Genomic DNA, 24,429 nt, shown 5'->3' with positions numbered 1-24,429 from the left:
GCCGTACCGTTGGGTGCATGGGTGAACACCGCAACTGGCCGGAGCGGCTGCACGTGGTGACCGGCAAGGGCGGCACCGGCAAGACCACGGTGGCCGCCGCGCTGGCGCTGGGTCTTGCGGCGGGCGGCCGGCGCACTCTGCTGGTCGAGGTGGAGGGCCGGCAGGGCATCGCCCAGCTGTTCGGGCTGGATCCGCTGCCGTATTCGGAGCGCCGCGTCGCGACCACCTCCGGCGGCGGCGAGGTCCGCGCGCTCGCGGTGGACGCCGAAGAGGCCCTCCTCGAATACCTGGACATGTTCTACAAGCTCGGCGCGGCCGGGCGGGCGCTGCGCAAGGTCGGCGCCATCGACTTCGCCACCACCATCGCTCCCGGACTGCGTGACGTCCTGCTCACCGGCAAGGTGAAGGAGGCCACCACCCGGGCGCACGACGGCCGCCGGTTCTACGACGCGGTGGTTCTGGACGCGCCGCCCACCGGACGGGTGGGCCGGTTCCTGAACGTGACGGAGGAGACCGCCCGGCTGGTCAAGGTGGGTCCGATCAAGACCCAGAGCGAGGGCGTGGCGTCGCTGCTGCGCTCGCCGATGACCGCGGTGCACGTGGTCACGCTCCTCGAGGAGATGCCGGTCCAGGAGACGCTGGACTCGATCGCCGAGCTGTCCGCGCTGCACATCCCGGTCGGCCGGGTGGTGATCAACGGGGCCCGGCCGCCGCTGCTGACCGGCGGCAGGGTCACCAAGGCGGAGATCAAGCGAGGACTGGCCGCGGCCGGGCTGCCGGCCACCGCGGCGACGGTGAATCAGCTCACCGCCGAGGCGCAGGCGCACCTGACCCGCCGGGAGCTGGAGGAGTCGCTGCGGATGGAGCTGGCCGAGCTGAACCGGCCGGTCGTCGAACTGCCGCTGCTGCCGGACGGGGTGGACCGCCCGGCTCTGGACGAGCTCGCCGCACTCCTCATGCGAGCTTGATCGAGGCGACGTCCGATCAAGACGAACTACCCTGAAATGGTGGCTGATGTGACCGCTCCACGGCTCGATGTCGACGGCCTCCTGGCCGACCCGGCCATCCGCATCGTGGTCTGCTGCGGAGCCGGCGGTGTGGGGAAGACCACGACGGCCGCCGCCCTGGGACTGCGTGCGGCCGAGGTGCACGGGCGCCGCACGGTGGTGCTCACCATCGACCCGGCCCGCCGGCTCGCCCAGTCGATGGGCCTGACCGAGCTGGACAACACGCCCCGCCAGGTCAAGGGCATCGCGGAGGGCGGCGGCGGTGAGCTGCACGCCATGATGCTGGACATGAAGCGCACGTTCGACGAGGTGGTCGAGCAGCACACCACGCCGAAACGCGCCGCCGAGATCTTCGCGAACCCGTTCTACCAGGCCATGAGCTCCACCTTCGCCGGCACGCAGGAGTACATGGCGATGGAGAAGCTGGGCCAGCTGCGGGCCGGCGACCAGTGGGACCTGATCGTGGTGGACACGCCGCCGTCGCGGTCCGCGCTGGACTTCCTGGACGCGCCGGCCCGGCTGTCCCGCTTCCTCGACGGCCGGATGCTGCGTCTCCTGCTGGCCCCGGCCCGGTCCGGCGGCCGCAGCATGTTCAGCCTGGTCACCGCCTCGTTCGGGCTGTTCTCCCGGGCGGTCCAGAAGATTCTCGGCGCTCAGCTGCTCACCGACCTGTCCGGCTTCGTGGCGGCACTGGACTCGATGTTCGGCGGGTTCCGGCAGCGGGCCGACCAGACGTACCGGATCCTGCAGGACCCGCAGACCGCGTTCCTGCTGGTCGCGGCCCCGGAGCGGGACGCGATCCGGGAGGCCGCCTACTTCGCGGAACGACTGGTGGCCGAGCGGATGCCGCTGGGCGGCCTGGTGCTCAACCGGATGCACACGGCGGAGCCGACCGCGCTGACCGCGGAGGACAGCGAGGCCGCCGCGGAGCGACTGGACGAGGCCGGCGACAACCAGGTCGCCGCGGACGTGCTGCGGATCCACGCCCGGCTGCTGCGGCAGGCCGAACGGGAGGCGGCGGTCGCGGCCGGCTTCACCGAGGCGTTCCCGGCGGTGCCGACGACCTCGGTCGCGGCACAGCCCGCCGACGTCCACGACGTCGACGGGCTGCGCACGATCGGAGCGCTTCTCACACTCTCCTGATCAGCGGGTGGAGACGAGCACCTTGTCGGCGCCCTTCTCCCGCAGTGCGGCCTCGAACATCTTCCGCCAGCTCGCCACATGCGGGTGCCTGCGGAGAAGAGCCCGCCGCTCCCGTTCCGTCATGCCTCCCCAGACGCCGAACTCGATGCGGTTGTCCAGGGCGTCTGCGAGGCACTCGTAGCGGACCGGGCAGCTGCGGCAGATCCTCTTCGCCACGTTCTGCTCGGCGCCCTGCACGAACAACGCGTCAGGGTCGCCACTCTGACACGCCGCCATGCTGGGCCAGTCGCTGATCATCCCCACGGTAAACGTCCCCCCTTGCTGTCACCCCCTGACGCCGGCGGCTCCCTGTTCCCCCAGGCCGGACCGGCGTCCGTGTCTCGCCGCACCATCATGCTCTGTAGTTGGGTGATTACGCAACGTTGTCACTCAAATACGTATAGGCCGGTAGTTCCGGGCATCTCGGCTGAGTAGCGGTGACCGAACGGGGGTATCTTTGGTGCAGATGTGGGAAATCGCTCCGCCGACAGGGGTGATTGGCCACACTCGTATCGGGCGAGGTGGGATCGCTCGGCGGGCGCGCGCGTGCATTGTTCGCGTACCCTGCTTCGCGTGTCCTCCTGGTTTCGCAGACGCGATCACAACATCTTCACGAACGCGACCTCGCTTCTGATATGCGGCCTACTGGCCGGCGTGGTCGTGGCCGCAGCGGCGTTCCCGGCCGCCGCGATGACCGGCCTGGCCGCCAAGGCCGGCGGTCAGACGTTCGCCAACCTGCCGAGTGAGCTGAAAGAGTTCAGCTCACCGCAGATCACCCGGATCTACGCGTCCGACGCGAAGACCCAGATCGCCGTGTTCTACGACGAGTTCCGCAGCGACGTTCCGCTGAAGGACATCTCGAAGCACATGCAGGCCGCGATCCTGGCGGCGGAGGACCGCAAGTTCTACGACCACAACGGCGTCGACGTCAAAGGCATCGTGCGCGCCTTCGTGCGCAACAACCAGGGCGGCGCGCAGCAGGGCGCCTCCACGCTCACGATGCAGTACGTGCGGATGTCGCTGGCCTACTCGGCCACCAAGCCGCAGGAGGTGATCGACGCGACGGAGGACAGCCCGAAGCGCAAGGTCACCGAGATGAAGTACGCGCTGCAGATCGAGAAGCAGCTCACCAAGGACCAGATCCTGGAGCGCTACCTCAACATCGCGCCCTTCGGCAACCAGGCGTACGGGGTGTATGCCGCCAGCCAGGTCTACTTCAACAAGAAGCCCAAGGATCTGACCGTCGCCGAGTCCGCCATGCTCGCCGGCATGGTGAAGGCCCCGAGCGCGTTCAACCCGACCACGCCGGGCGGCAACGAGGACATCACCGCCCGCCGTGACAACTACATCGTCCCCGCCATGGTCGAGATGGGCGCCATCACCCAGGCCGAGGCCGACGAGTCGAAAAAGGTGAAGGTTCCCTCCAAGGTCCGCCAGGTGGGCAGCGGCTGCGTCTCGGTGGCGCGGAACCACTGGGGCTTCTTCTGCGACTACTTCCACCGCTGGTGGCTGAGCCAGGAGGCGTTCGGCGCCACCACGTACGACCGGGACCGCCGCCTCAAGAGCGGTGGCTACCGCATCGTCACCACGATGGACCTCAAGGGTGAGGCCGGCGCCCGCCGGGAGATCTCCGAGCGCCAGTCCGACAAGAGCAAGAACGCGCTGCTGCTCGCCGGCGTCGAGCCCGGCACCGGCAAGGTGCGGCTGCTCGCGACGAACCGCAAATACAAGCTCGACGACCCGGACAACCCGCAGAACGAGAAGTCCTCGGACCCGAAGAAGCGGGCGAAGGGCATCCGGGGCACCCACCCGTACACGACGAACCCGCTGCTCAGCGGTGGTGGCGACATCACCGGCTACCAGGCCGGCTCGGTGTTCAAGATCTTCCCGATCATCGCGGCGCTGGAGGCGGGCTACCCGCTCGGCTACACGATCAAGGCGGAGAAGGTCTACAAGTCCGGCTACCCGGTCGGCCCCGGCCCGGCCTCCTGTGGTGGCTACTACTGCCCGAAGAACGCCGGCGGCGGCGGTGAGGGCGTCTACACCATGTGGTCCGCCTTCGCGAAGTCGATCAACACGTACTTCATCCCACTCCAGGAGCGGGTGGGCGCCGACAAGGTGGTCGCGGTCGCCAAGCGCTTCGGCGTCCAGTTCCGCGTGCCGGACCCGGACGCGAAGTACGCCAACGACCCCGATTCGGCACGGCAGTGGGGCGCCTTCTCCCTCGGCGTCTCGGCATCGACCCCGCTCGACATGGCCAACGCGTACGCGACGCTCGCCGGCGACGGCAAGTACTGCCAGCCGACCCCGATCGAGCAGATCACCACGCAGGACGGCGAGAAGATCGACGTCGGCAAGCCGCACTGCATCCAGGCCACCCCGAAGGACGTGGCCCGGGCCGCCCTGGACGCGGCACGCTGCCCGGTCGGCGACTCGGCCCAGCTCGGCAGCTGCAACGGCAACACCGCCGGTGACACCCGCGGCATCGTGGGACACCCGGTCTTCGGCAAGTCCGGTACCACCGACGCGTCGAAGACCGCCTCGCTGATCGTCGGCACCACGAAGATCGTCGTCGCGGGCTACATGGCCAACCCGGACTATCCGGACCACCGGGACTCCATGCAGCACGGCATCATCAACCCGGCCGTCCAGTACACCGTCAAGGAGTACATGAAGGACCGGGACAAGGAGCAGTTCAAGAAGCCGGGCAGCAGCAAGATCGCGTTCGGTGAGCAGCGGTCGATCGCCGACGTGGAGTGCGACTCGGTCTCCTCGGCCCGCAACCGCCTCGAGGATCAGGGCTTCCACGTCTCGGTGGGCGCCGAGGTCGAATCGGACTGCCCGAAGGGCAGCGTGGCGGGCACCAACCCGTCCGGGCGGACGATCAAGAACGGCGCGGTGGTCCTGGAGATCAGCAGCGGGAAGAAGGAGAAGGAACCGGAGGGTCCCGGCCAGAACCCCAGCACACCGCCGAGACGTAACTGACGCGGAACAGCGCAACGGGCGGGAGAGCCACTCTCCCGCCCGTTCTGTTCGTCTCTCAGCCCAGCTGACGCCGCACCTCGGCCGCCACCCGGCCGCCCTCCGCGCGCCCCGCCACGGCCGCCTGAACGGCCTTCATGGCCAGACCCAGCTGCGCCTTGCCGGTGAAACCACCCTCGGCCAGCACCCGGGTCACCAACTCGGCGATCTCCGCGTCGGTGAGCTGCTTCGGCAGGTAGCCCTCCAGCACCTCGCCCTCGGCCGTCTCCTTGGCCGCCTGCTCGCCGCGTCCCGCGTCGGCGAAGGCGGTCGCCGCCTCGCGGCGCTTCTTCGCCTCCTTGGTCAGCACCGCCAGCACCTCGGCGTCGGTGAGCTCGCGGGCCTCCTTGCCGGCCACCTCGGCGGTCCGCACCGCGGCCAGGGCCATCCGCAGCGTCGACGTGATCAGGTCGTCCCGGGACTTCATGGCGGCGTGCAGGTCATCGTTCAGGCGGTCTTTCAACGTTCCCATGGACGGAGAAACTACCCTTGCGGGCATGCGTAAGCGCTCCCTTATTTCGGCCGCCGCCGCTCTGACCGCGCTGGGCGGCGCGACGCTCGCCTATGCCTCGCTCGTCGAACGCAACATGTTCGTCCTCCGGCGCGTCGACGTGCCGGTGCTGGAGCCCGATGCCGAACCGCTGCGCATCCTCCATCTGAGCGACCTGCACATGATGCCCGGGCAACGGCGCAAGCAGGACTGGGTGGCCGCGCTGGCCGGCACCGACCCGGACCTGGTGGTGGTCACCGGCGACAACATGGCCGACCCGGACGCGATCCCCGGCGTGCTGCGTGCCCTCGACCCGCTGCTCGCCCTGCCCGGCGCCTTCGTCTTCGGCTCCAACGACTACCGCGGCCCGGTCTGGAAGAACCCGCTCCAGTACCTGATGCCGGACCGGGATTACGTGCAGGGCACCGACCTGCCGGCCGAGGACCTGCGCGCCTGTTTCGTGGACGCCGGGTGGGCCGACCTCAACAACGCCCGCACCATCGTGAAAGCCGGCGGCCGCTCGATCGAGATGGCCGGGGTCGACGATCCGCACATCGAGCGGGACGACTACCCCTCGGTGGCCGGGCCGATCAGCAACGGCGCCGATCTGCACCTCGGCGTCACCCACACCCCGGCCAAGCGGGTGCTGGATCCGATGGCCGCGGACGGGTTCACCCTGCTGCTGGCCGGTCACACGCACGGCGGCCAGGTCTGCGTTCCGGGCTACGGGGCGCTCACCACCAACTGTGACCTGCCCACCTCGATGGCGAAGGGTCTGCACCGCTGGCCGGACTCGGACGCCTTCCTGCACGTCTCGGCCGGGCTGGGCACGCACCCCACCGCGCCGATCCGCTTCGCCTGCCGCCCGGAGGCCTCGTTGCTCACTCTGATCCCGCGCTGACCTGCGGTTTTCCGTTTTCGGGATACCGGTTGTGGGACCCCCCGAAGCCTCCGCTAGTATTTATCTCGCAGCGACGGGGTGTGGCGCAGCTTGGTAGCGCGCTTCGTTCGGGACGAAGAGGCCGTGGGTTCAAATCCCGCCACCCCGACCAGAGTTGCAGCAGGTGAGGGCCGGTCTCCGGAAACGGAGAGCCGGCCCTGATCCGTTTCCGGGCCGGTCACGACGGCGCCGGGCTCTCGGGGGAGCCGGAGCCCGGCCGGCTGGATCTCAGAGGGCCAGCTGCGGCCCGACGGTTCGCGGGGCCATCTGCTGGGGGACGGCGTAGGGCCCGATCATCGACTCCACCACCGGGGCGATCGACGGACGCTCGGAGAGTTGCATGAGCCGGGTGGCGCGGGCCAGGGAGCCGGTCTCGCCGTCACGGAAGCCCTCCCGGTAACCACGCTCGTAGCGCTCGCCACGGCCCAGCGCGCGGCCGAGCGCAAAGCATGACGATCCGGCGAGAGCGAGCAGGAAGAGCATCGCGAAGGGTGTCACAGAACTATCCTTCCGGGGCGCAAGCCACTAATCAGGCGAAAGCTACACTAAACAGGCATACGTTGCGGTATTCCGGAGATCAAGTACGCCAACGGGTGACCGTGAGGGGCGGCTTCCGCCCGCCGCCGTCGGCCTGACAAGCTGGGACCTTGTGACAGACTCCAGCGACCTCGCCCGCCAGGTCCGCAGCGTGAGCCGCCTCACCGGCGAGTTCACCCTCCGCTCCGGCCGGACCGCGACCGAATACTTCGACAAGTACCAGTTCGAGGCCGACCCGATCCTGCTCGACCGGCTCGCCGAACGCCTCGCCGTGCTCATCCCCGAAGGCACCGAGGTCCTCGCCGGCCTGGAGATGGGCGGCATCGCCGTGGTGACCGCCCTCGCCCGGCACGCCAACCTGCCCACCGCCTTCGTCCGCAAGCAGGCCAAGCAGTACGGCACCGCCCGCCTCGCCGAAGGCGCCGAAGTGGCCGGCCGCCGCGTCCTCATCGTCGAAGACGTGGTCACCTCCGGCGGCCAGGTCGTCCTCTCCACCAACGACCTCCGCAAGCTGGGCGCCCACGTGGACCACGCGCTCTGCGTCATCGACCGTCAGGAGGGCGGCAGCCAAGCCCTCGCAGCCGAAGGCATCACCCTCCGGGCCCTCCTCACCCGGGCCGACCTCGACGCCGCCGCCTGACGATCGCCGAGCTCGCGGGCCCGCCCAGGGCCCGCGACAGAGCCAACCCTTCCCGGTACGGGCGGAACCGCCGGTCAACCGCACCAACCCGCACCCGAGGCGCCCCGCAAGCCTCTGCCGGGCCCTGCCTGTGCCGCGCCCGCCGGGCTGAGATCGATGCTCCCGCGGGCCCGGCAGGCGTTCCCCTCCCCCTGCCGCAGGCCCGACCGCTCGTCCCTACCCTGCCGCAGGCCCGGCCGCGCGGTCCCTAAGCTCCTCTGCCGCCGCTGGACTGTCCGCTCAGCGACCGGTCTCGTGCGGGGCTGGCTGTCATGCGCTCCTTCAAGCGTCCTGAGGCCACTCTGACGGCCAACCGAAGGGATCCGGCCGGCCGCGCGATGAATCTCGGCGACCGCCGACGGCCCCCGACGCTGTCCATGAGCGCCACCCGGTGGCACTGACCAGCCCAGACGCGGGACCACCGCGATGATCACAGGGAGGTCGCAGCTCACCCGGAAACGAGCCCCGCCCCATCCGAGGAGACGGGACACGGATCACGGCCATATGTGTCCCGGAGTCATGACACCCGCAACGGGTGTCATCACACCCACCACGGGTGTCGCGTTCTCAAAGCACACATCGCTCTGACCGCCGACCCTCCGTCCACCGGGCGACACGGCATCATCCGGGACATCCGACCTGTCCGCTTCGGAGTCCCCGGCCCAAGCCACCTGCGCCATGACGCGATCTTCGCCGGTAGGGGCGGCCCGCTCGGCGCGGTTCCGGTCGGTCGCGGCCGTAAGCCGGTCGCGGCCGTAAGCCGGTCGCGGCCGTAAGCCGGTCACGGCCGTAAGCCGGTCACGGCCGTAAGCCGGTCACGGCCGTAAGCCGGTCACGGCCGTAAGCCGGTCACGGCCGTAAGCCGGTCACGCTGCGTGCGTCGCGCTGAGGGTGGGAGGTGCTCGGCCGCATACGAGAGGGTGACCACCGATCTCAGCCCGGTGGGCGCGGCACGGGGTGGGGGCGGCAGGGGATCGCGGCTCTGCCGTACCGGAAAGGGGTTTTGATCGGAAGTGACGGCTCAGGGGGCGCGGGTTTCCGCGTGGACCCAGTCCACATAGGCCGGGTTGGCGGCGGTGATCGGCAGCGCGATGACGCACGGCACGTCGTAGGGGTGTTCCGTGTCGGCGCGTTCGACGATGAGGGGGACCAGGTCGGTTCGGGTGTGCAGGGCGACCCGGGCCTCGGGATCGTCCTGGATGGCGCCGTCCCAGCGGTAGAGCGAGCGGATCGCGGTGATCTGCTGGCCGCAGGCGGCCAGGCGGTCCTCGATGAGGCGGCGGGTGAAGGCGGCCAGCCACTGCGGGTCGGCCGCCGTGATGATCACCTCGCAGATGCCGGTCATGAGGAGGTGTCGGGGCGTTTGGCCAGTTCGGCGGCGAGCAGTTCGGCGATCTGGACGGTGTTGAGGGCGGCGCCCTTGCGCATGTTGTCGCCGGTGATGAAGAACGACAGGGCGCGCGGGTCGTCCATCGCACGGCGGATGCGGCCCACCCAGGACGGATCGGTGCCGACCGCGTCGATCGGCATCGGGAACTCGCCGGCCTCCGGGTCGTCGACCAGGATGACGCCGGGGGCGTTGCGCAGGACCTGGCGGGCGCCGTCCACGGTCACCTCGGCGGCGAAAACGGCGTGCACCGCGATCGAGTGGCCGGTGACCACCGGGACCCGGACGCAGGTGGCGGAGACCTTGAGAGCCGGCAGACTGAGAATCTTGCGGGACTCGTTGCGGAGTTTCAGCTCCTCCGAGGACCAGCCGAGGCCGGCCGGCTCACCGGACCAGGGCACCACGTTGAGCGCCAGCGGGGCCGGGAAGGGCCCGAGATCGTCGCCGACGGCCTGGCGGACGTTGCCCGGCCGCCCGCCGAGAAGCCGATCGCCGGCCACCTTGGTGAGCTGGTCGTGCAGGGTGTCCACGCCGGCCTGACCGGCACCGGACGCCGATTGGTAGGACGCCAGGACCAGTTCGCGAAGCCCGTACTCGTCGTGCAGCGGGGACACCGCGATGATCATCGCGGCGACCGTGCAGTTGGCGCTGGAGACGATGCCGGCCGGGCGCTCGCGGACCGCTTCCCGGTTGACCTCGGGCACCACGAGCGGCACGTCCGCCCGCATACGGAAGGCGGACGAGTTGTCCACCACGGTCACGCCGCGGGAGACCGCGATCGGCGCCCAGTGCTCGGACACCGCATCGGGGACGTCGAACATCGCCACGTCGACGCCGTCGAATGCCTCGGCGGTCAGCTCCCGCACGTCCAGGCGCTCGCCGCGGCAGGTCAGCGACTTGCCGGCGGACCGCGCCGACGCGATGAGCCGGATCTCGCCCCAGACGTTGCGCCGGGACGAGAGCAGCTCGAGCATGACCGAGCCGACGGAGCCGGTGGCTCCGACGACGGCGAGCGTGGGCTGCGCCATCGCCCGGGCTACCGGCCGGTACCGCCGTAGACGACGGCTTCCTCGTTGCTGCCGAGGTCGAACGCGGCGTGCACGGCGCGCACGGCGGTGTCGAGGTCGGTGTCACGGCAGACGACCGAGACCCGGATCTCCGAGGTGGAGATCATCTCGATGTTGACGCCGGCCGCGCCGATGGTGGCGAAGAACTCGGCGGCGACACCGGGGTGCGAGCGCATGCCGGCGCCGACCAGCGAGACCTTGCCGATGTGGTCGTCGAAGAGCAGGCTCTTGAACTTGACCTGGTCCTTGATCTTGTCGAGCGCGTTCATCGCGGTCTGGCCGTCGGCCTTCGGCAGGGTGAACGAGATGTCGGTGCGGCCGGTGCCCTCGGTGGACACGTTCTGCACGATCATGTCGATGTTGATCTCGGCCCGGGCGACCGTCTCGAAGATGCGGCCGGCGGCGCCGGGCTCGTCGGGCACGCCGACAATCGTGATCTTGGCATCGCTGCGCTCGTGCGCGACCCCGGTGATCAGTGCGTTCTCCACGTCAGGGTCCTCCATCGATCCGGTGACGAGCGTGCCTTCTTTGTTCGAGTACGACGAGCGTACGTGGATCGGCACCCCGAAGCGCCGGGCGTACTCCACGCATCGCAACATCAGCACCTTCGCACCGCCGGCCGCGAGGTCGAGCATCTCCTCGTACGTGATCTTCTTGATGTGCTTGGCGTCCGGCACGATCCGCGGGTCGGCGGTGAACACGCCGTCCACGTCGGTGTAGATCTCGCAGACGTCGGCGCGCAGCGCCGCGGCCAGGGCGACGGCCGTGGTGTCCGAACCGCCGCGGCCCAGCGTGGTGATGTCCTTGGTGTCCTGCGAGACGCCCTGGAAACCGGCGACGATGGCGATGGCGCCCTCGTCCAGCGCGGTCCGCAGGCGGCCCGGGGTGACGTCGATGATCCGTGCCTTGCCGTGCACCGAGGTGGTCAGCACGCCGGCCTGGGAGCCGGTGTACGACCGGGCCTCGTAGCCCAGGTTGTGGATCGCCATGGCGAGCAGCGCCATCGAGATCCGCTCGCCGGCGGTGAGCAGCATGTCCAGCTCGCGGCCGGGCGGCAGCGGGCTGACCTGGTTGGCGAGGTCGAGAAGCTCGTCGGTGGTGTCACCCATCGCCGAGACCACGACGACCACATCGTCGCCGGCTTTCCGTGCGGCCACGATGCGCTCGGCCACCCGCTTGATGCGCTCGGCGTTCGCAACCGACGAACCACCGTACTTCTGCACCACTAGAGCCACGGCGAAACCATTCCTTCGGCTAAACGGATCGTCACCACCCTAGCCGCGGGACTCGTGAGCCTCGACAGGCGATCCCAGATTCCGGCCACGGCGGCGCGACACGCCGGGGCGACGAGGCCGTCGTGCCGGAGCATCGCACGGTATGGGGCGAGAATGTCGCGATGCGCCTTCCCTCCGCGTTCACCATCGCCGTGCTGGTGCTCGGCCTGGCCGGCTGCGGCGGCGACAGCACACCGGAGGCGGCTTCCGAGACCGTCTCCCCCGCCGCGTCCGTCGCTCCGCCCGGCCCCGAGGCCCGGGACGAACTGGCCGGCCTGGCCGCGATGGCCCAGGACCGCCGGTATGCCGCGCTCTACACGTTCGACGTCGGTGACGGCAATCCACGTGACGTGGTGGCCTCGGTCGCCGATGACGGCACCTGGCGGGTGGACATCCCGCTCGGCGCGCTCGGTGGCACCGCCGGCGTCACGATCATCAAGGTGGCGGCCGGCGTCTACCAGTGCGGGCTGACCACTCCGGCCCGGCCGGTGAGCCCGACCTGTGTCCGGGTGGCCGAGCGCGGCGACAAGGTGCCGCGCCGCTACGACCCGAAGGTGCAGCGGCTGTTCCGGCAGTGGCTGACCGTCTTCACCGACCGGAAGGCGCCGCTGGTGGTGTCCGCGGTGCGGCCGCTGGCCGGCGCGCAGGGCTCCTGCTACGCCGTCGACTCGGTGAGCGCCGCCCTGGACCCGCCGGTGGACGTCGGCATCTACTGCTACTCCCCGGACGGGCTGCTGACCGCCGCCCGGGTCGAGTACGGCGTACTCAAGCTGGTCCGCCAGGTGGACGGACCGCCCACGCTGCAGTTGCCCGGCCCGGAGGTGGCCGGTGAGCCGATGGGCATGGCGAGTCCGCCGCCGGTGGTTCAGCCGAGTGCGGTGGCCCCGTCGTAGCGGCCGTGGTTCTTCCCACGATCCGGGCGAACGGTTAGCCGTTCGCAGACCCTTGACGTAACGTGACTGGCGACATGTGGCAGGTGAACCTTCTCCTTCGCTGCCGCGACGAGGCCCCATCCCAGGTCGGCACCTCGTCGCGGAGGTGACCCACGCCGCCTGCTCGTCTTCTTCCTGACTGGAGCAGTCCCACATGTCCGTTTACGGCCCTCAGCAGCCCAGCCCCATGCCGTTTCAGCGCTATGAGGCGTACCAGAAGCAGTTCTCCATCTCGCTGCCCGACCGGCAGTGGCCGAGCCGGGTCACCGAGAAGGCGCCACGCTGGTGCGCGGTCGACCTGCGCGACGGCAACCAGGCACTGATCGATCCGATGTCGCCCGAGCGCAAGCGGCGGATGTTCATGCTGCTGGTGAAGATGGGCTACAAGGAGATCGAGGTCGGCTTCCCGGCGGCGAGCCAGACCGACTTCGATTTCGTGCGCCAGCTGATCGAGCAGGACCTCATCCCGGACGACGTCACCATCCAGGTGCTGGTGCAGTGCCGGGAGCATCTGATCGACCGCACGTTCGAGTCGATCCGCGGCGCCAAGCGCGCCATCGTGCACTTCTACAACTCGACCTCGACGCTGCAGCGGCGTGTGGTGTTCGGCCTGGACACCGACGGCATCACCGACATCGCGACGACCGGCGCGCGGCTCTGCCAGAAGTATGCGGAGATTCACACCCCGGACACCGAGATCTTCTACGAGTACTCACCGGAGTCGTACACGGGCACCGAGCTGGAGTACGCGCTGGAGATCTGCTCGGCGGTGATCGACGTGATCGACCCGACGCCGGCCCGCCCGCTGATCATCAACCTGCCGGCCACGGTCGAGATGGCCACGCCGAACGTGTACGCCGACTCGATCGAGTGGATGCACCGCCACCTGCCGCGGCGCGACAGCGTCATCCTGAGCCTGCACCCGCACAACGACCGGGGCACCGCGGTCGCGGCCGCCGAGCTGGGCCTGCTGGCCGGCGCCGACCGGATCGAGGGCTGCCTGTTCGGCAACGGCGAGCGCACCGGCAACGTCGACCTGGTGACCCTGGGGCTGAACCTGTTCTCGCAGGGCATCGACCCGCAGATCGACTTCTCCGACATCGACGAGATCAAGCGCACCGTCGAGTACTGCAACCAGCTGCCGGTGCACGAGCGTCACCCGTACGCGGGGGATCTGGTCTACACCGCCTTCTCCGGCTCGCACCAGGACGCGATCAAGAAGGGCTTCACCGCTCTGGAGGCCGACGCCGACGCGGCAGGCACCCCGATCGACGACTTCACCTGGGGTGTGCCGTACCTGCCGATCGACCCGAAGGACGTGGGCCGGACCTACGAGGCGGTCATCCGGGTCAACTCGCAGTCCGGCAAGGGTGGTGTGGCGTACATCATGAAGGAGGAGCACAAGCTGGATCTGCCGCGGCGGCTGCAGATCGAGTTCTCCGGCGTGGTGCAGCAGCACACCGACTCCGACGGCGGCGAGGTCTCCCCGCAGCAGATGTGGGACTACTTCGCCTCCGAGTACCTGGTCGAGCACCAGACGGACCCGGCGATCCGGGTGGCGGGCTACAGCACGGCCACCGTCGACGGCAAGGTCGAGATCGACGCTCAGGTGGCCCTCGGCCCGGAACGCCGTTCGCTGGCCGGTGTCGGCAACGGCCCGATCGACGCGTTCGTGCAGGCCATCGCCCCGCTGGGGATCAAGGTGCGGGTGCTGGACTACAACGAGCACGCGCTCACCTCGGGCGGCGACGCGCAGGCCGCGGCCTATGTGGAGTGTGAGGTCGGCGACGTGGCGGTCTGGGGCGTCGGCATCGACGCCAACATCGTGAGCGCGTCCATCAAAGCGGTGACCAGCGCGGTCAACCGCGCGGGCTGAGGTGTCACTCCCCCGCGTGCGGCGCTCTGCGGCGCGCGGGGGTCGCCCTTACTCTGGGGTACGTGCCCCCAGGTAACGCCCCTCGCTGGTTTCCACTGGTCCTGACCGCCTTCCTACTGTCCGGCTGTGAGGTCGAGTCCACCCCGGGCACCGCCTCGACGGTCCCCGAGTCGGGCCGGGTCGGTGCGTCCGCCGATCTGCTGGCCGATCTCACCGTCGCCGAGCCCCGCTCGATGAGGGGTTACAGCCGGGAGAAGTTCCCGCACTGGCGCGACGCCGGGGAGAACTGCGACGTCCGGGACACCGTGCTGAAGCGCGACGGTGAGAAGGTCAAGTTCTCCGGCTGCAACGTGGTGGCCGGCACCTGGACCAGCCTGTACGACGGTGAGGTGCTGAACTCACCCACCAAGGTCGACATCGACCACATGGTCCCGCTCGCCAACGCCTGGCGTTCCGGAGCCGACAGGTGGACCACGGACGAGCGCGGCGACTTCGCGAACGATCTGGACCGCCCGCAGCTCATCGCGGTGTCCGCGTCCTCCAACCGCTCGAAGGGCGACCAGGACCCGTCGACCTGGAAACCTACGGAGAAGAGCAGTTGGTGTGTCTACGCCCAGGACTGGATTGAAGTGAAGGGTTACTGGAAACTCACCGTCACGGAGAAGGAGAGGGACTCTCTCACCGAGATGCTGGGGACCTGCTGATGGCCGAGGAGCAGAGCCGCACCACCGACATCGTGCCCGGCCCGGGCGGGGTGATGACCGACGAGGTCGGGGTCGTCACCGGCGAGCTCACCTTGCGGACCGAGTTCACCGGCGGCCGGGCCGTCCTGCGTGTGCGCTACAAGGACGCGGACGAGTGGTACACGGTGACCGGTGGCGCGGCGCCGCTCGCTGATCCGTCGGCCCTCGACGCGGTGCACGCCGTCGCGGTGGGTCTGCTGAACCGCCCCGACGGCTAGCGTCTGTTTCATAAGGGGGGCAGGAGCGAGGCGGCCTGGTGATCGATGGGTACGGTCGGGCGGGTGAGACTGATCCGCCTGGCCGTCGTATCGGTCACCGCTCTGCCGCTGGTGACGGTCGCCGCCTCGTCGGGTCCGTCGCCCGCCCGGCCGGTGATCGCGCTGTCCAGTGTGCTGCCCGCGGTGGCCGAGGCGGCGCCGGACCCTGGCGTCACCTTCCGGCTCACCCGGCGGACTGTGATCGTCGCTTCCGGCCCGGCCGCCGCGGTGGCCGGGCGGCTGGCGTCGGCGCTCCGCCCGGCGACCGGCTTTCCGCTGCCGGTGCGGGCCGAGGGCGACGAGGCGGCCATCGCGCTGATCCTGGAGCCGGGCCATCCGCCGGAGGGCTACCGGCTGGACATCGGCGCGGACCGGGTGGAGTTGCGGGCCACCGGGCCGGCCGGGTTGTTCGCCGGCACGCAGACGTTGCGCCAGCTGCTGCCGCCGGAGATCGAGGCGGCGACCCCGCAGCGCGGCCGTTGGTCGCTGCCGGGTGGGCGGATCGTCGACCGGCCGCGGTACGCGTACCGCGGCGCCATGCTGGATCTGGCCCGCCACTTCCACGAGCCGGCCGAGGTCCGCCGGTACATCGACCAGCTCAGCCGCTTCAAGGTCAATCACCTGCATCTGCATCTGAGTGACGACCAGGGCTGGCGCATCCGGATCGACAGCTGGCCGAGACTCACCGAGGTGGGCGGCGCACCCGGCACCGGGGTGGGCGGCGAGGGCGGCGGCTTCCTCACCAAGGACGACTACCGACAGCTGGTCCGGTACGCCGCCGACCGGTTCATCACGATCGTCCCCGAGATCGACATGCCCGGTCACGTGAACGCCGCGCAGGTCGCCTACCCCTCGCTCACCTGTGACGGGAAGGCGCCACGGCCGCGGACCGACATGCGGGTCGGATACAGCTCCCTCTGCGTCTCCGCCGACATCACCTACCGGTTCGCCGAGGACGTGATCCGCGAGCTGGCCGAGATGACGCCGGGACCGTACCTGCACATCGGCGGTGACGAGGCGATGTCGACGCCGCACGGCAGCTACCTGACCTTCCAGAAGCGGGTGCTGCCGATGGTCCGCGCGCACGGCAAGATCCCGTACGGCTGGCACGAGATCGCACAGTCCCCCGCCGCGGGCGACGCGGTGATCCAGTTCTGGGGCCGGGAGCGGAGCAGCCCCTCGGTGACGACCGCCGTCGCGGCCGGCGCCCGCGTCGTCCTCTCCCCGGCGAACCGGTCCTATCTCGACATGAAGTACGACATGCTCACTCCGGGCGGGCTCGACTGGGCCGGGTACATCGAGGTTCGTACCGCGTACAGCTGGGATCCGGGGCGCCTTCTGTCCGGCGTACCGGAGGAGGCGGTTTTGGGGGTTGAGGCGCCGCTCTGGTCGGAGACCCTGCGCGACAGCGACGACATCGAGTTCCTGGCCTTTCCGCGTCTCGTGGCGATCGCCGAGCTGGGCTGGTCACCACGCTCGGCGCACGACTGGCCGTTCTTTCGTGCCAGGTTGGGCGCTTACGGCCCGCGCTGGGTCCGGGCCGGCGTGAGGTTCCATCGGTCTCCGCAGATCCGTTGGTCATGACGGTGTAACCGGGAGGACGTTCGCTCCGTCTCACCGGGAACCGTCCCCCTCCTCCGACGGGACGGTACCGAAACGTAGCGTCGCTCCTCACGATCTCGTGACAATCGATGAACTGTTCCGGACGGGGAAGGAAACACCGTGTCTCGTCTCACCTGGCTCACCCGAGCCGGAGTGGCTCTGATCGGCACCACCGCGGTCACGGCGATGGGCGCCGCACCGGCACTGGCCGCGTCGGCCGGCGTCGCCTCGGTCGCCGGCGTCAAGCTCGTCTACCAGGCCGGCAGCGGCCTCGCCAACCAGGTGGTGATCACCGAATCCGGCGGCACGGTGACCATCGACGACAAATACCGGATCAAGGCCGGCAAGGGCTGCAAGGCGGTGGCAGGCGACAGGACCAGGGTCACCTGCGCCGGCGTGAGATACGCGAGCATCCGCCTCGGCAGCAGGAACGACCAACTGTTCAACAAGACCGGCATGGTCGTGTACGCGTTCGGCTCCACCGGCAACGACCATCTGTCCGGCGGCACCGGGCGGGACTACCTGCACGGCGGCAAGGGCAACGACACGATCGCCGGCGGGGACCACAACGACTGGCTGTACGGCGAGAGCGGCAACGACATCCTCGACGGCGGTGAGGGCGCCGACAGGCTGGACGACGGCAGCGGCAACGACCGCTCCAACGGCGGCACCGGCAACGACACGCTGCGGGAGAGCGCCGGCAAGGACAAGCTCTACGGTTCCAGCGGCAACGACTCGATCTTCGCGAGCGGCCGCACCGAGTCGGACTACTTCGGCGGCGGCGACGGCGTCGACGTGGTCGACTACTCCGACGCCAAGAAGGCCGTCACCGCCGACGCCGACGGGGTCAAGGGTGACGACGGCATCAAGGGCGGAAAGGACACCATCGCCACCGATGTCGAGAACCTCACCGGCGGCGCGGGCAACGACACCCTGACCGGCACCGCCCAAGCGGACGTGCTGAGGGGCGGCGGCGGTAACGACCGCCTCTACGGGCAGGGCGGCGCCGACCGTCTCTTCGGCGAGACGGGTCGCGACAAGCTGAACGGCGGCGCCGGCAACGACATCCTGACCGGCGACGAGTCGGTGCACCACGACACCGAGAAGCTCTACGGCGACGTGCTGACCGGCGGCCCGGGCGTGGACCTGGCCGACTACCACGCCTACTGGGAGCCGATCACCGTCGACCTGGACGGCAGCGCCGGCGACGACGGCGCGAAGGGCGAGCACGACACGGTCGGCACCGACATCGAGAACCTGACCGGCGGCTGGGGCTCGGACACCCTGATCGGCAACGCCGCGAACAACGTCATCATCGGCGGCGACGAGGGCGCGGACAAGATCATGGGCGGCGTGGGCAACGACCGGCTCATCGCCGGCAGCGAGCCGACCACCGCCGCCGACGGCGGCCACGACGTCCTCGACGGCGGGGTGCACGCGTCCGGTGACGCGTGCAGTTACAACGCCGACGAGGACACCGCGGTCAACTGCGAGAGCTGAAGGCATTCGTACGGGGAAGGACACACATATGTCTCGTCGCACCTGGCTGACCACCACTCCCAGGGCAAGGACACCGGCTCGGCCGACGCGGACCTGATCAACGGCGGCGCCGGTGCCGACGAGGTCTCCTACTTCCACCGCCGGAAGGCGGTCACCGCCGACTCCGACAGCGGCAAGCGCGACGACGGCCGCAAAGGCGAGGGCGACACCCTCACCGGGATCGAGGGTCTCTCCGGTGGCTGGGGCGACGACCGGCTGACCGGCGGCAACGGCCCCGACCTGCTGGAAGGCCAGAACGGCAACGACGTCCTGGTCGGCGGGGGCGGCGACGACCTGCTCCGCGACACCTACGGCGGCAACGACAAGCTCTACGGCGGCGCCGGTGACGACCGATTCGACGCCGGCGCGGGCACCGACCTCATGCTCGGTGGCACCGGCTCGGACCTGGTGAACTACTCCGCCCACAGCGGACCGGTCACCGTCGACCTCGACGGCGTCGCCGACGACGGCAAGGCCGGCGAGCGCGACACCGTCGGCGCGGACGTGGAGCACATCTTCGGCTCCACCCACAACGACGTGCTGACCGGCAACGGCGGCGGCAACCGGATCGCCGGCCTCGCCGGTGACGACACCATCCGCGGCGCCGGCGGCGACGACGCCCTGGACGCCGGCGACGGCCTCGACACGGTCCACGGCGAGGCCGGCGACGACGCGCTGTTCGGCGGGTACGCCGACGACCACGGCATGCCCGGGGACGTCGTGGACGGCAACGTCGACCTCCTGGACGGCGGCCCCGACGCCACCGCGACCGGCGACAACTGCTTCGCCGGCACCGCGCCCGCCGACACCGTGCTGAACTGTGAGTACTCCAAGCCGTTCAGCATTCCGGCGCTCAAGGAGCACGACCTGCTCGACTGATGCCCCCGAAACACGCGGAAGGCCGCTCCCGAGCCGGGAGCGGCCTTCTTCGTACCTCTCAGGCTTTGCCGACGGCCGGGCGGCGGCCCGCCACCACCTCGTCGTCGGTCACCGGGAAGTGACAGGCGGTCAGGTGGGAGGACGGGTCGCCGAACCGCTCGACCAGCGGCGGCTCCTCGGTCGCGCAGATGTCCTGCGCCTTCCAGCAGCGGGTGCGGAAGCGGCACCCGGACGGCGGGTTGATCGGGCTCGGCACGTCGCCGGTGAGCAGCACCCGCTCGCGCTGCGCGCGATCACGCCGGACCGGGTCCGGCACCGGCACGGCCGACATCAGAGCGACGGTGTACGGGTGACGCGCGCTGCTGTACAGGTCGTCCCGGTCGGCGATCTCGACGATCTTGCCGAGGTACATGACCGCGACCCGGTCCGAGATGTGCTTGACCACCGACAGGTCGTGCGCGATGAAGACGTACGTCAGGTCGAACTCGCTCTGCAGGTCCTCGAGCAGGTTCACCACCTGGGCCTGGATCGAAACGTCGAGGGCGGAGACCGGCTCGTCGGCGACGATCATCTTCGGGCGCAGCGCCAGCGTACGGGCGATGCCGATGCGCTGCCGCTGACCGCCGGAGAACTCGTGCGGGTACCGGTTGTAGTGCTCCGGGTTGAGGCCGACCAGTTTGAGCAGGTCCTGCACGGCCCGCTTGACGCCGTGCTCGGTCTTGACGTTCTGGATCCGCAGCGGCGCCCCGACGATGGTGCCGACGGTGTGCCGCGGGTTCAGCGACGAGAACGGGTCCTGGAAGATCATCTGCATGTCCCGCCGGAGCGGGCGCAGCTTGCCCTGACCCAGGTGCGAGATGTCCCGGCCCTCGAAGGTGATCGACCCGCCGGTCGGTTCGAGGAGCCGGGTGAGCAGCCGGCCGGTGGTCGACTTGCCACATCCGGACTCGCCGACCAGGCCCAGCGTCTCGCCCTTGAATACCTCGAAGTCGACGCCGTCGACCGCGCGCACCGCGCCGATCTGGCGCCGCAACAGGCCCTTGACGATCGGGAAGTGCTTCTCCAGCCCTTTGACGGAGAGCAGAGCCTCTTGGCTCATGACTGGGCCTCCAGCTTCGGTTTCACTTCTTCCAGCCAGAGCCGCTGCCGCTCCTCGGTGGGCAGGTGGCAGCGGACCAGGTGGTTGGTGCCGCCGGCCCGGTTCAGCTCGGGCGGCACGGTAAGGCCCAGACCACCGGTGCGCTCCTCGAAAGCGCAACGCGGGCTGAAAGCGCAGCCCTTCGGCAGGTTGATCAGCGAGGGCGGGGAGCCGGCGATCGGCACGAGCCGCTCCTGCACCGGCCGGTCCATCCGCGGCATCGAGCCGAGCAGACCCCAGGTGTACGGGTGCTCGGGCCGCTCGAAGATGGTGGCGGCGGAGGCGTACTCGATGCACCGGCCGCCGTACATGACCAGCACGTCGTCGGCCAGCTCGGCCACCACGCCGAGGTCGTGGGTGATCACGATGAGGGCGGAGTTGAACTCGGCCTGCAGGTCGTGCATCAGGTCCATGATCTGTGCCTGGACGGTCACGTCCAGAGCCGTGGTGGGCTCGTCGGCGATCAGCAGCTTCGGGTCGTTGACCAGCGCCATCGCGATCATCGCGCGCTGTCGCATACCACCGGAGAACTGGTGCGGGTAGTCGTCGACCCGGCGGTCCGGCTGCGGGATGCCGACCCGGCCCAGCATGTCGACCGCGTGCTTGCGGGCCACCTTCTTGGAGACGTTGTGGTGGACCCGGTACGCCTCCACGATCTGATGACCGACCGTGTAGTACGGGTGCATGGCCGACAGCGGATCCTGGAAGATCATCGCCATCTGGTTGCCGCGCAGCTTGCGCACGTCCTCCTGGCCGGCCGAGACGAGCTCCTTGCCGTCCAGCCAGATCTCCCCGGAGATCTTCGAGTTCCGGTGGTTGTAGATCCCCAGGATGCCGAGGCTGGTCACCGACTTGCCGGAGCCCGACTCGCCCACGATGCCGAGGGTCCTGCCGCGCTCCAGTTGGAAACTCAGCCCGTCGACGCTGCGAACCAGGCCGTCGTCGGTGGGGAAGTGAATCTTGAGGTCCTTGACCTCGAGGAAAGCCTGCCCGTCCGGCATCAGCCCAGCCTCACTCTCGGGTCGACGACCGCATAGAGCAGGTCCACGATCAGGTTGGCGACGACCACGAAGATCGCGGCCATCAGGGTCACGCCGAGCACCTTCGGCAGGTCGTTGTTGGTGATCGCGTCAACCGCGTACTTGCCCAGGCCGGGCAGCGAGAACACCGACTCTGTGAGCACGGCGCCGCCCAGCAGCAGACCGAAGTCGAGACCGAAAATGGTCAGGATCGGGGTGAGAGCGGCGCGCAGGCCGTGCCTGACGTTGACATCCCGTTCCCGCAGGCCCTTCGCCCGCGCCGTCCGGATGTAGTCCTCACCCATGGTCTCCAGCATTCCTGCCCGGGTGAGCCGGGCGTACTGGGCGGAGAACTGCAGGGCGAGCACCGCCCACGGCAGGATCAGGGCGTACGCCCATTCGCCGGGATTCTCGGTGAACGGGGTGTAGGTACCACCGGGCGCGGTCCAGCCGAGCGTGTAGCTGAACAGCAGCAGCGACACCATGCCGGTGAAGAAGATCGGCAGCGAGACGCCGGCCAGCGAGAAGGTCATCGCGGCCCGGTCCAGGAAGGAGCCCCGGCGCAGCGCCGACAGCGTGCCGATGGAGAGACCGAGGAGCAGCCAGAGGATCGCGGCGCCGATGGCCAGCGACAGGGTCACCGGGAGACGGTCGATCAACTCGGGCCAGACCGGCTGCTTCGTGATGAACGAGTAGCCGAAACACGGGGCCGGGCAGTGCTCGACCGTCGCGCCCAGGTCGTAGTCGGCGCCGGTGAAGATGGCCTTCACCCAGTGCCCGTACTGCAGCCAGAGCGGGTCGTAGAAGCCCAGTTTCTCGGCGATCAGGTTGACCGTCTCCGGTGTCGCGGCACGGCCCACGTAGCGGGTCGCCAGCGTTTCCGGAGTGGCTCCGACGAGCCGTGGGATCAGGTAGAAGATCCCGAAGGTGGCGGCGCTGATGATGAAGAGCAGCATGACTGCCGCGAAGAGACGCCTGATGATGTATGTGATCACAGAGTCCGGCTGAGGACGGCCGGCCCGGGGTCTCCGGGCCGGCCGCCTGCTGCCTTCACCTACCTATCGAGGTGTAGTGCGAGTTGGGACGGGTTACGCGACACCCAGCGACAGGTAGTCGTACATGTTGTACGCGTCGCTGACGAAGACGTTGGTCAGCGTCTTCGGGCGGATGAGCAGGCTCTTCGCGACGACGCCGGGAAGGATGACAGCCTCCTCCATGACGCGCTTGTCGATCTGGCCCCAGTAGGCGTCACGCTTCGCGGTGTCGGTCTCCGCGGAGGCCTGGTCGAGGAGCTTGTCGACCTCGGGGATCCGGACGCTGGTGTTGGACGAGCCACCGGTCTCCCGGATGACCCGGCTGTCCACGATCTGCGACAGGAAGCCGAAGCCGTCGTTCCAGTCCGCGCCCCAGCCGTTCAGGTTCAGGCCCAGCTTGTTGTTCTTCACGTACGGCGGGTTGCCGGCGTACTGGGAGAAGTAGTCACCCTGCGGGAACGGCTTCAGCGTGAGCTTGATGCCGACCCGGGCCAGCGACTGCTGCAGCGCCTCGGCGGTCGCCTTCTCCTTCGGGCGCTCGGCCCGGTACGCGATGTTGGTCTCGAAGCCGTTCGGCTGACCACACGCGGCCAGGTGCTCCTTGGCCTTGGCGACGTCACCGGTGCCGTCGGCCGAGGGGTACAGGTCGAACTTCTCGTAACCCGGGATCATCGGGGGCAGCAGCGTGCCGGTGATGTCACCACCGGCGAGCGGGCCGCCGTACGCGGTCTGGTAGGCGACCTTGTCCGCGGCGTACTCGATGGCCTTACGGCAGTCGATGTTGTCCAGCGGGGCCACCGTCGGGTTGATCGAGGTGTACCAGAGCCGGGCCAGGGTGGGGTTGTCCGTGCTCGCCTTCAGGGTCGGGTCGCCGACCACGCGGCCGAGGGTCGCCGGCTGCACGCCGGTGCCCACCACGTCGACGTCCAGGTCGCCGGAGAGCAGCCGGTTGTCGATGTCGTCCGCGTTGACGTTCAGCTGAACCTCGTACGCGTCCGGCAGCGCCTTGCGGTTCGGGTCGGTCGCCGCGTCCCACTGGTCGTTACGGACCAGCTTGAAGCTCTTGCCGAGCTCGTTGGTCTCGAACTTGTAGGGGCCCGTGGAGATCACGTGCTCCTTGTACTTGGTGCCGGTGTCCTTGGCCTCCGGAACCGGAACCGTCTGCGGCAGCGCGGCCAGGTAGTCGAAACCACCGAACGCCGTCTTCAGGTGGAAGACGATCGTCTGGTCGTCCGGCGTGGTGATCGCCGAGTCGGTGTTCACGCCCTTGGACTTGTACGGGCCCTTGTAGCCCTCCGGCAGGTTGAGGAAGCCCTCGAAGTACGCCGGGCCGTTCGGGAACGTCGCCTTGTCGACGGAACGGAGCACCGCGTACTTCACGTCCTTCGACGTGACCTCGGTGCCGTCCTCGAACTTGACGCCCTTACGGATCTTGTACGTCCAGGTCTTGCCGCCGTCGCTCGGCGTACCCAGGCCCTCGGCCAGGTCGGGAGTGACCGTGTTGCCCTCGGCGCCCGGAACCGGCTTGAACATGAGCAGGCCACGGCCGTACAGGCGGAGGAAGTTCCACGAGTAGCCGTAGTAGGTCTCACCCGGGTCGAGGGTGTCCCAGTCGCCGGAGTTCGCCAGGCGGATGGTGCCGCCCTTCTTGTCCGACGGGTTGAAGACCTGAGTCAGAGCCGCGTTGAACTCCGGCTTGGCCCCGCCGGAACTGTCCGATCCCTTGTCGTCATCGCTCCCGCCGCAGGCGGCGGCGGAGAGAGTAAGCGCCAGAGCGGCCACACCGGCCACCAGCGCTCTCGATTTTCGCATCACTTTCAGCAACC

Annotated in this window: 21 protein-coding genes, 1 tRNA gene and 1 pseudogene; 13 read left to right on the top strand and 10 right to left on the bottom strand. The window is 69.3% G+C overall.

Features of this window, described 5'->3' with window-relative positions; genetic code table 11:
* Window positions 1–17: 17 nt before the first annotated feature.
* Together AB0I88_RS23660 and AB0I88_RS23655 are read left to right on the top strand one after the other, a co-directional pair.
* Window positions 18–968 (top strand): ArsA-related P-loop ATPase, encoded by a 951-nt coding sequence (locus tag AB0I88_RS23660; protein ID WP_361028300.1) that lies wholly within the window; start codon window positions 18–20, stop codon window positions 966–968.
* Between the two features lie 36 nt (window positions 969–1,004).
* The gene (locus tag AB0I88_RS23655) at window positions 1,005–2,150 is read left to right on the top strand and encodes an ArsA family ATPase (RefSeq protein WP_361028297.1); all 1,146 of its coding nucleotides are present in this window, start codon (window positions 1,005–1,007) and stop codon (window positions 2,148–2,150) included.
* Here the strand turns inward: AB0I88_RS23655 and AB0I88_RS23650 are convergent, their stop codons facing one another.
* Window positions 2,151–2,453, bottom strand: coding sequence for a WhiB family transcriptional regulator (locus AB0I88_RS23650; RefSeq protein ID WP_041832981.1), 303 nt, complete (start codon window positions 2,451–2,453; stop codon window positions 2,151–2,153). It lies immediately after the preceding gene.
* A 309-nt stretch (window positions 2,454–2,762) separates the two neighbouring features.
* Between AB0I88_RS23650 and AB0I88_RS23645 the strand changes: the two genes are divergently transcribed.
* Window positions 2,763–5,174, top strand: a complete 2,412-nt coding sequence (locus AB0I88_RS23645) for a transglycosylase domain-containing protein (RefSeq protein ID WP_361028294.1) — start codon at window positions 2,763–2,765, stop codon at window positions 5,172–5,174.
* 55 nt (window positions 5,175–5,229) lie between these two features.
* Here AB0I88_RS23645 and AB0I88_RS23640 read toward each other — a convergent pair whose 3' ends face one another.
* Window positions 5,230–5,682, bottom strand: coding sequence for a GatB/YqeY domain-containing protein (locus AB0I88_RS23640; protein WP_361028291.1), 453 nt, complete (start codon window positions 5,680–5,682; stop codon window positions 5,230–5,232).
* Window positions 5,683–5,707: 25 nt separating this feature from the next.
* Here AB0I88_RS23640 and AB0I88_RS23635 point away from each other — a divergent pair, with 25 nt between their 5' ends.
* Window positions 5,708–6,601: a metallophosphoesterase gene (locus AB0I88_RS23635; protein WP_361028288.1), complete on the top strand. Its 894-nt coding sequence runs from the start codon at window positions 5,708–5,710 to the stop codon at window positions 6,599–6,601.
* A 74-nt stretch (window positions 6,602–6,675) separates the two neighbouring features.
* A tRNA-Pro gene (locus AB0I88_RS23630) sits at window positions 6,676–6,752 on the top strand.
* Window positions 6,753–6,868: 116 nt separating this feature from the next.
* Here the strand turns inward: AB0I88_RS23630 and AB0I88_RS23625 are convergent.
* Entirely contained in the window at window positions 6,869–7,138 is a 270-nt protein-coding gene (locus AB0I88_RS23625) for a hypothetical protein (protein ID WP_106320803.1), read from the bottom strand.
* A 151-nt stretch (window positions 7,139–7,289) separates the two neighbouring features.
* Here AB0I88_RS23625 and pyrE point away from each other — a divergent pair, with 151 nt between their 5' ends.
* Window positions 7,290–7,817, top strand: coding sequence for an orotate phosphoribosyltransferase (gene pyrE / locus AB0I88_RS23620; protein WP_361028284.1), 528 nt, complete (start codon window positions 7,290–7,292; stop codon window positions 7,815–7,817).
* A 1,060-nt stretch (window positions 7,818–8,877) separates the two neighbouring features.
* On the opposite strand, the gene cutA is transcribed toward pyrE, so the two are convergent.
* From cutA to AB0I88_RS23605, 3 genes are read right to left on the bottom strand one after another with little or no spacing between them, the layout of a single operon-like run.
* Window positions 8,878–9,201: a divalent-cation tolerance protein CutA gene (gene cutA / locus AB0I88_RS23615; protein WP_361028281.1), complete on the bottom strand. Its 324-nt coding sequence runs from the start codon at window positions 9,199–9,201 to the stop codon at window positions 8,878–8,880.
* A complete protein-coding gene (locus tag AB0I88_RS23610; RefSeq protein ID WP_361028278.1) occupies window positions 9,198–10,271 on the bottom strand; it encodes an aspartate-semialdehyde dehydrogenase in 1,074 nt (357 codons plus the stop codon). The genes cutA and AB0I88_RS23610 overlap by 4 nt, the downstream gene beginning before the upstream one ends.
* 8 nt (window positions 10,272–10,279) lie before the next feature.
* Window positions 10,280–11,545, bottom strand: a complete 1,266-nt coding sequence (locus AB0I88_RS23605) for an aspartate kinase (protein WP_361028275.1) — start codon at window positions 11,543–11,545, stop codon at window positions 10,280–10,282.
* Window positions 11,546–11,706: 161 nt separating this feature from the next.
* Between AB0I88_RS23605 and AB0I88_RS23600 the strand changes: the two genes are divergently transcribed.
* The 7 genes and pseudogenes from AB0I88_RS23600 to AB0I88_RS23570 all read left to right on the top strand — a co-directional run bounded on the left by AB0I88_RS23600 (window position 11,707) and on the right by AB0I88_RS23570 (window position 19,412).
* Complete coding sequence (locus AB0I88_RS23600; RefSeq protein ID WP_361028272.1) at window positions 11,707–12,477, top strand: hypothetical protein; 771 nt, start codon at window positions 11,707–11,709, stop codon at window positions 12,475–12,477.
* A gap of 193 nt (window positions 12,478–12,670) precedes the next feature.
* Window positions 12,671–14,392: a 2-isopropylmalate synthase gene (gene leuA, locus AB0I88_RS23595; RefSeq protein ID WP_361028269.1), complete on the top strand. Its 1,722-nt coding sequence runs from the start codon at window positions 12,671–12,673 to the stop codon at window positions 14,390–14,392.
* 62 nt (window positions 14,393–14,454) lie between these two features.
* Window positions 14,455–15,096: an HNH endonuclease family protein gene (locus tag AB0I88_RS23590; RefSeq protein WP_361028266.1), complete on the top strand. Its 642-nt coding sequence runs from the start codon at window positions 14,455–14,457 to the stop codon at window positions 15,094–15,096.
* Between the two features lie 14 nt (window positions 15,097–15,110).
* Window positions 15,111–15,353: pseudogene (locus AB0I88_RS23585) on the top strand (hypothetical protein); the annotation flags it as partial.
* 63 nt (window positions 15,354–15,416) lie between these two features.
* The gene (locus tag AB0I88_RS23580) at window positions 15,417–16,976 is read left to right on the top strand and encodes a beta-N-acetylhexosaminidase (RefSeq protein ID WP_361028263.1); all 1,560 of its coding nucleotides are present in this window, start codon (window positions 15,417–15,419) and stop codon (window positions 16,974–16,976) included.
* A 138-nt stretch (window positions 16,977–17,114) separates the two neighbouring features.
* Window positions 17,115–18,494: a calcium-binding protein gene (locus AB0I88_RS23575; RefSeq protein WP_361028260.1), complete on the top strand. Its 1,380-nt coding sequence runs from the start codon at window positions 17,115–17,117 to the stop codon at window positions 18,492–18,494.
* A 42-nt stretch (window positions 18,495–18,536) separates the two neighbouring features.
* Window positions 18,537–19,412 (top strand): calcium-binding protein, encoded by an 876-nt coding sequence (locus AB0I88_RS23570; protein ID WP_361028355.1) that lies wholly within the window; start codon window positions 18,537–18,539, stop codon window positions 19,410–19,412.
* A 58-nt stretch (window positions 19,413–19,470) separates the two neighbouring features.
* Here the strand turns inward: AB0I88_RS23570 and AB0I88_RS23565 are convergent, their stop codons facing one another.
* From AB0I88_RS23565 to AB0I88_RS23550, 4 genes are all read right to left on the bottom strand, one after another.
* Window positions 19,471–20,511, bottom strand: coding sequence for a dipeptide ABC transporter ATP-binding protein (locus AB0I88_RS23565; RefSeq protein ID WP_361028257.1), 1,041 nt, complete (start codon window positions 20,509–20,511; stop codon window positions 19,471–19,473).
* A complete protein-coding gene (locus AB0I88_RS23560; protein ID WP_361028254.1) occupies window positions 20,508–21,551 on the bottom strand; it encodes an ABC transporter ATP-binding protein in 1,044 nt (347 codons plus the stop codon). The genes AB0I88_RS23565 and AB0I88_RS23560 overlap by 4 nt, the downstream gene beginning before the upstream one ends.
* Entirely contained in the window at window positions 21,551–22,564 is a 1,014-nt protein-coding gene (locus AB0I88_RS23555; protein WP_361028251.1) for an ABC transporter permease, read from the bottom strand. Before AB0I88_RS23555 ends, AB0I88_RS23560 begins: the two co-directional genes overlap by 1 nt.
* A gap of 93 nt (window positions 22,565–22,657) precedes the next feature.
* Window positions 22,658–24,415 carry an ABC transporter substrate-binding protein gene (locus AB0I88_RS23550; RefSeq protein WP_361028248.1) on the bottom strand — a complete coding sequence of 586 codons (1,758 nt, stop codon included), beginning with the start codon at window positions 24,413–24,415 and terminating at the stop codon, window positions 22,658–22,660.
* Between the last annotated feature and the right edge of the window lie 14 nt (window positions 24,416–24,429).

Origin of the sequence: Actinoplanes sp. NPDC049802, from assembly GCF_040656595.1 — a bacterium.
GTDB lineage: Bacteria > Actinomycetota > Actinomycetes > Mycobacteriales > Micromonosporaceae > Actinoplanes.
Note: the sequence above shows the minus strand (reverse complement) of the source record. Positions and strands in the feature narration are given on the sequence as shown.

What these genes read in the sequence shown, in the direction of transcription:
- AB0I88_RS23660 (WP_361028300.1), top strand. Translation starts at nt 18, where the DNA reads ATGGGTGAACACCGCAACTGGCCGGAGCGGCTGCACGTGGTGACCGGC.
- AB0I88_RS23610 (WP_361028278.1), bottom strand. Translation starts at nt 10,271, where the DNA reads ATGGCGCAGCCCACGCTCGCCGTCGTCGGAGCCACCGGCTCCGTCGGC.
- leuA (WP_361028269.1), top strand. Translation starts at nt 12,671, where the DNA reads ATGTCCGTTTACGGCCCTCAGCAGCCCAGCCCCATGCCGTTTCAGCGC.
- AB0I88_RS23565 (WP_361028257.1), bottom strand. Translation starts at nt 20,511, where the DNA reads ATGAGCCAAGAGGCTCTGCTCTCCGTCAAAGGGCTGGAGAAGCACTTC.
- AB0I88_RS23600 (WP_361028272.1), top strand. Translation starts at nt 11,707, where the DNA reads ATGCGCCTTCCCTCCGCGTTCACCATCGCCGTGCTGGTGCTCGGCCTG.
- AB0I88_RS23635 (WP_361028288.1), top strand. Translation starts at nt 5,708, where the DNA reads ATGCGTAAGCGCTCCCTTATTTCGGCCGCCGCCGCTCTGACCGCGCTG.
- AB0I88_RS23560 (WP_361028254.1), bottom strand. Translation starts at nt 21,551, where the DNA reads ATGCCGGACGGGCAGGCTTTCCTCGAGGTCAAGGACCTCAAGATTCAC.
- AB0I88_RS23640 (WP_361028291.1), bottom strand. Translation starts at nt 5,682, where the DNA reads ATGGGAACGTTGAAAGACCGCCTGAACGATGACCTGCACGCCGCCATG.
- AB0I88_RS23655 (WP_361028297.1), top strand. Translation starts at nt 1,005, where the DNA reads ATGGTGGCTGATGTGACCGCTCCACGGCTCGATGTCGACGGCCTCCTG.
- cutA (WP_361028281.1), bottom strand. Translation starts at nt 9,201, where the DNA reads ATGACCGGCATCTGCGAGGTGATCATCACGGCGGCCGACCCGCAGTGG.
- AB0I88_RS23550 (WP_361028248.1), bottom strand. Translation starts at nt 24,415, where the DNA reads ATGCGAAAATCGAGAGCGCTGGTGGCCGGTGTGGCCGCTCTGGCGCTT.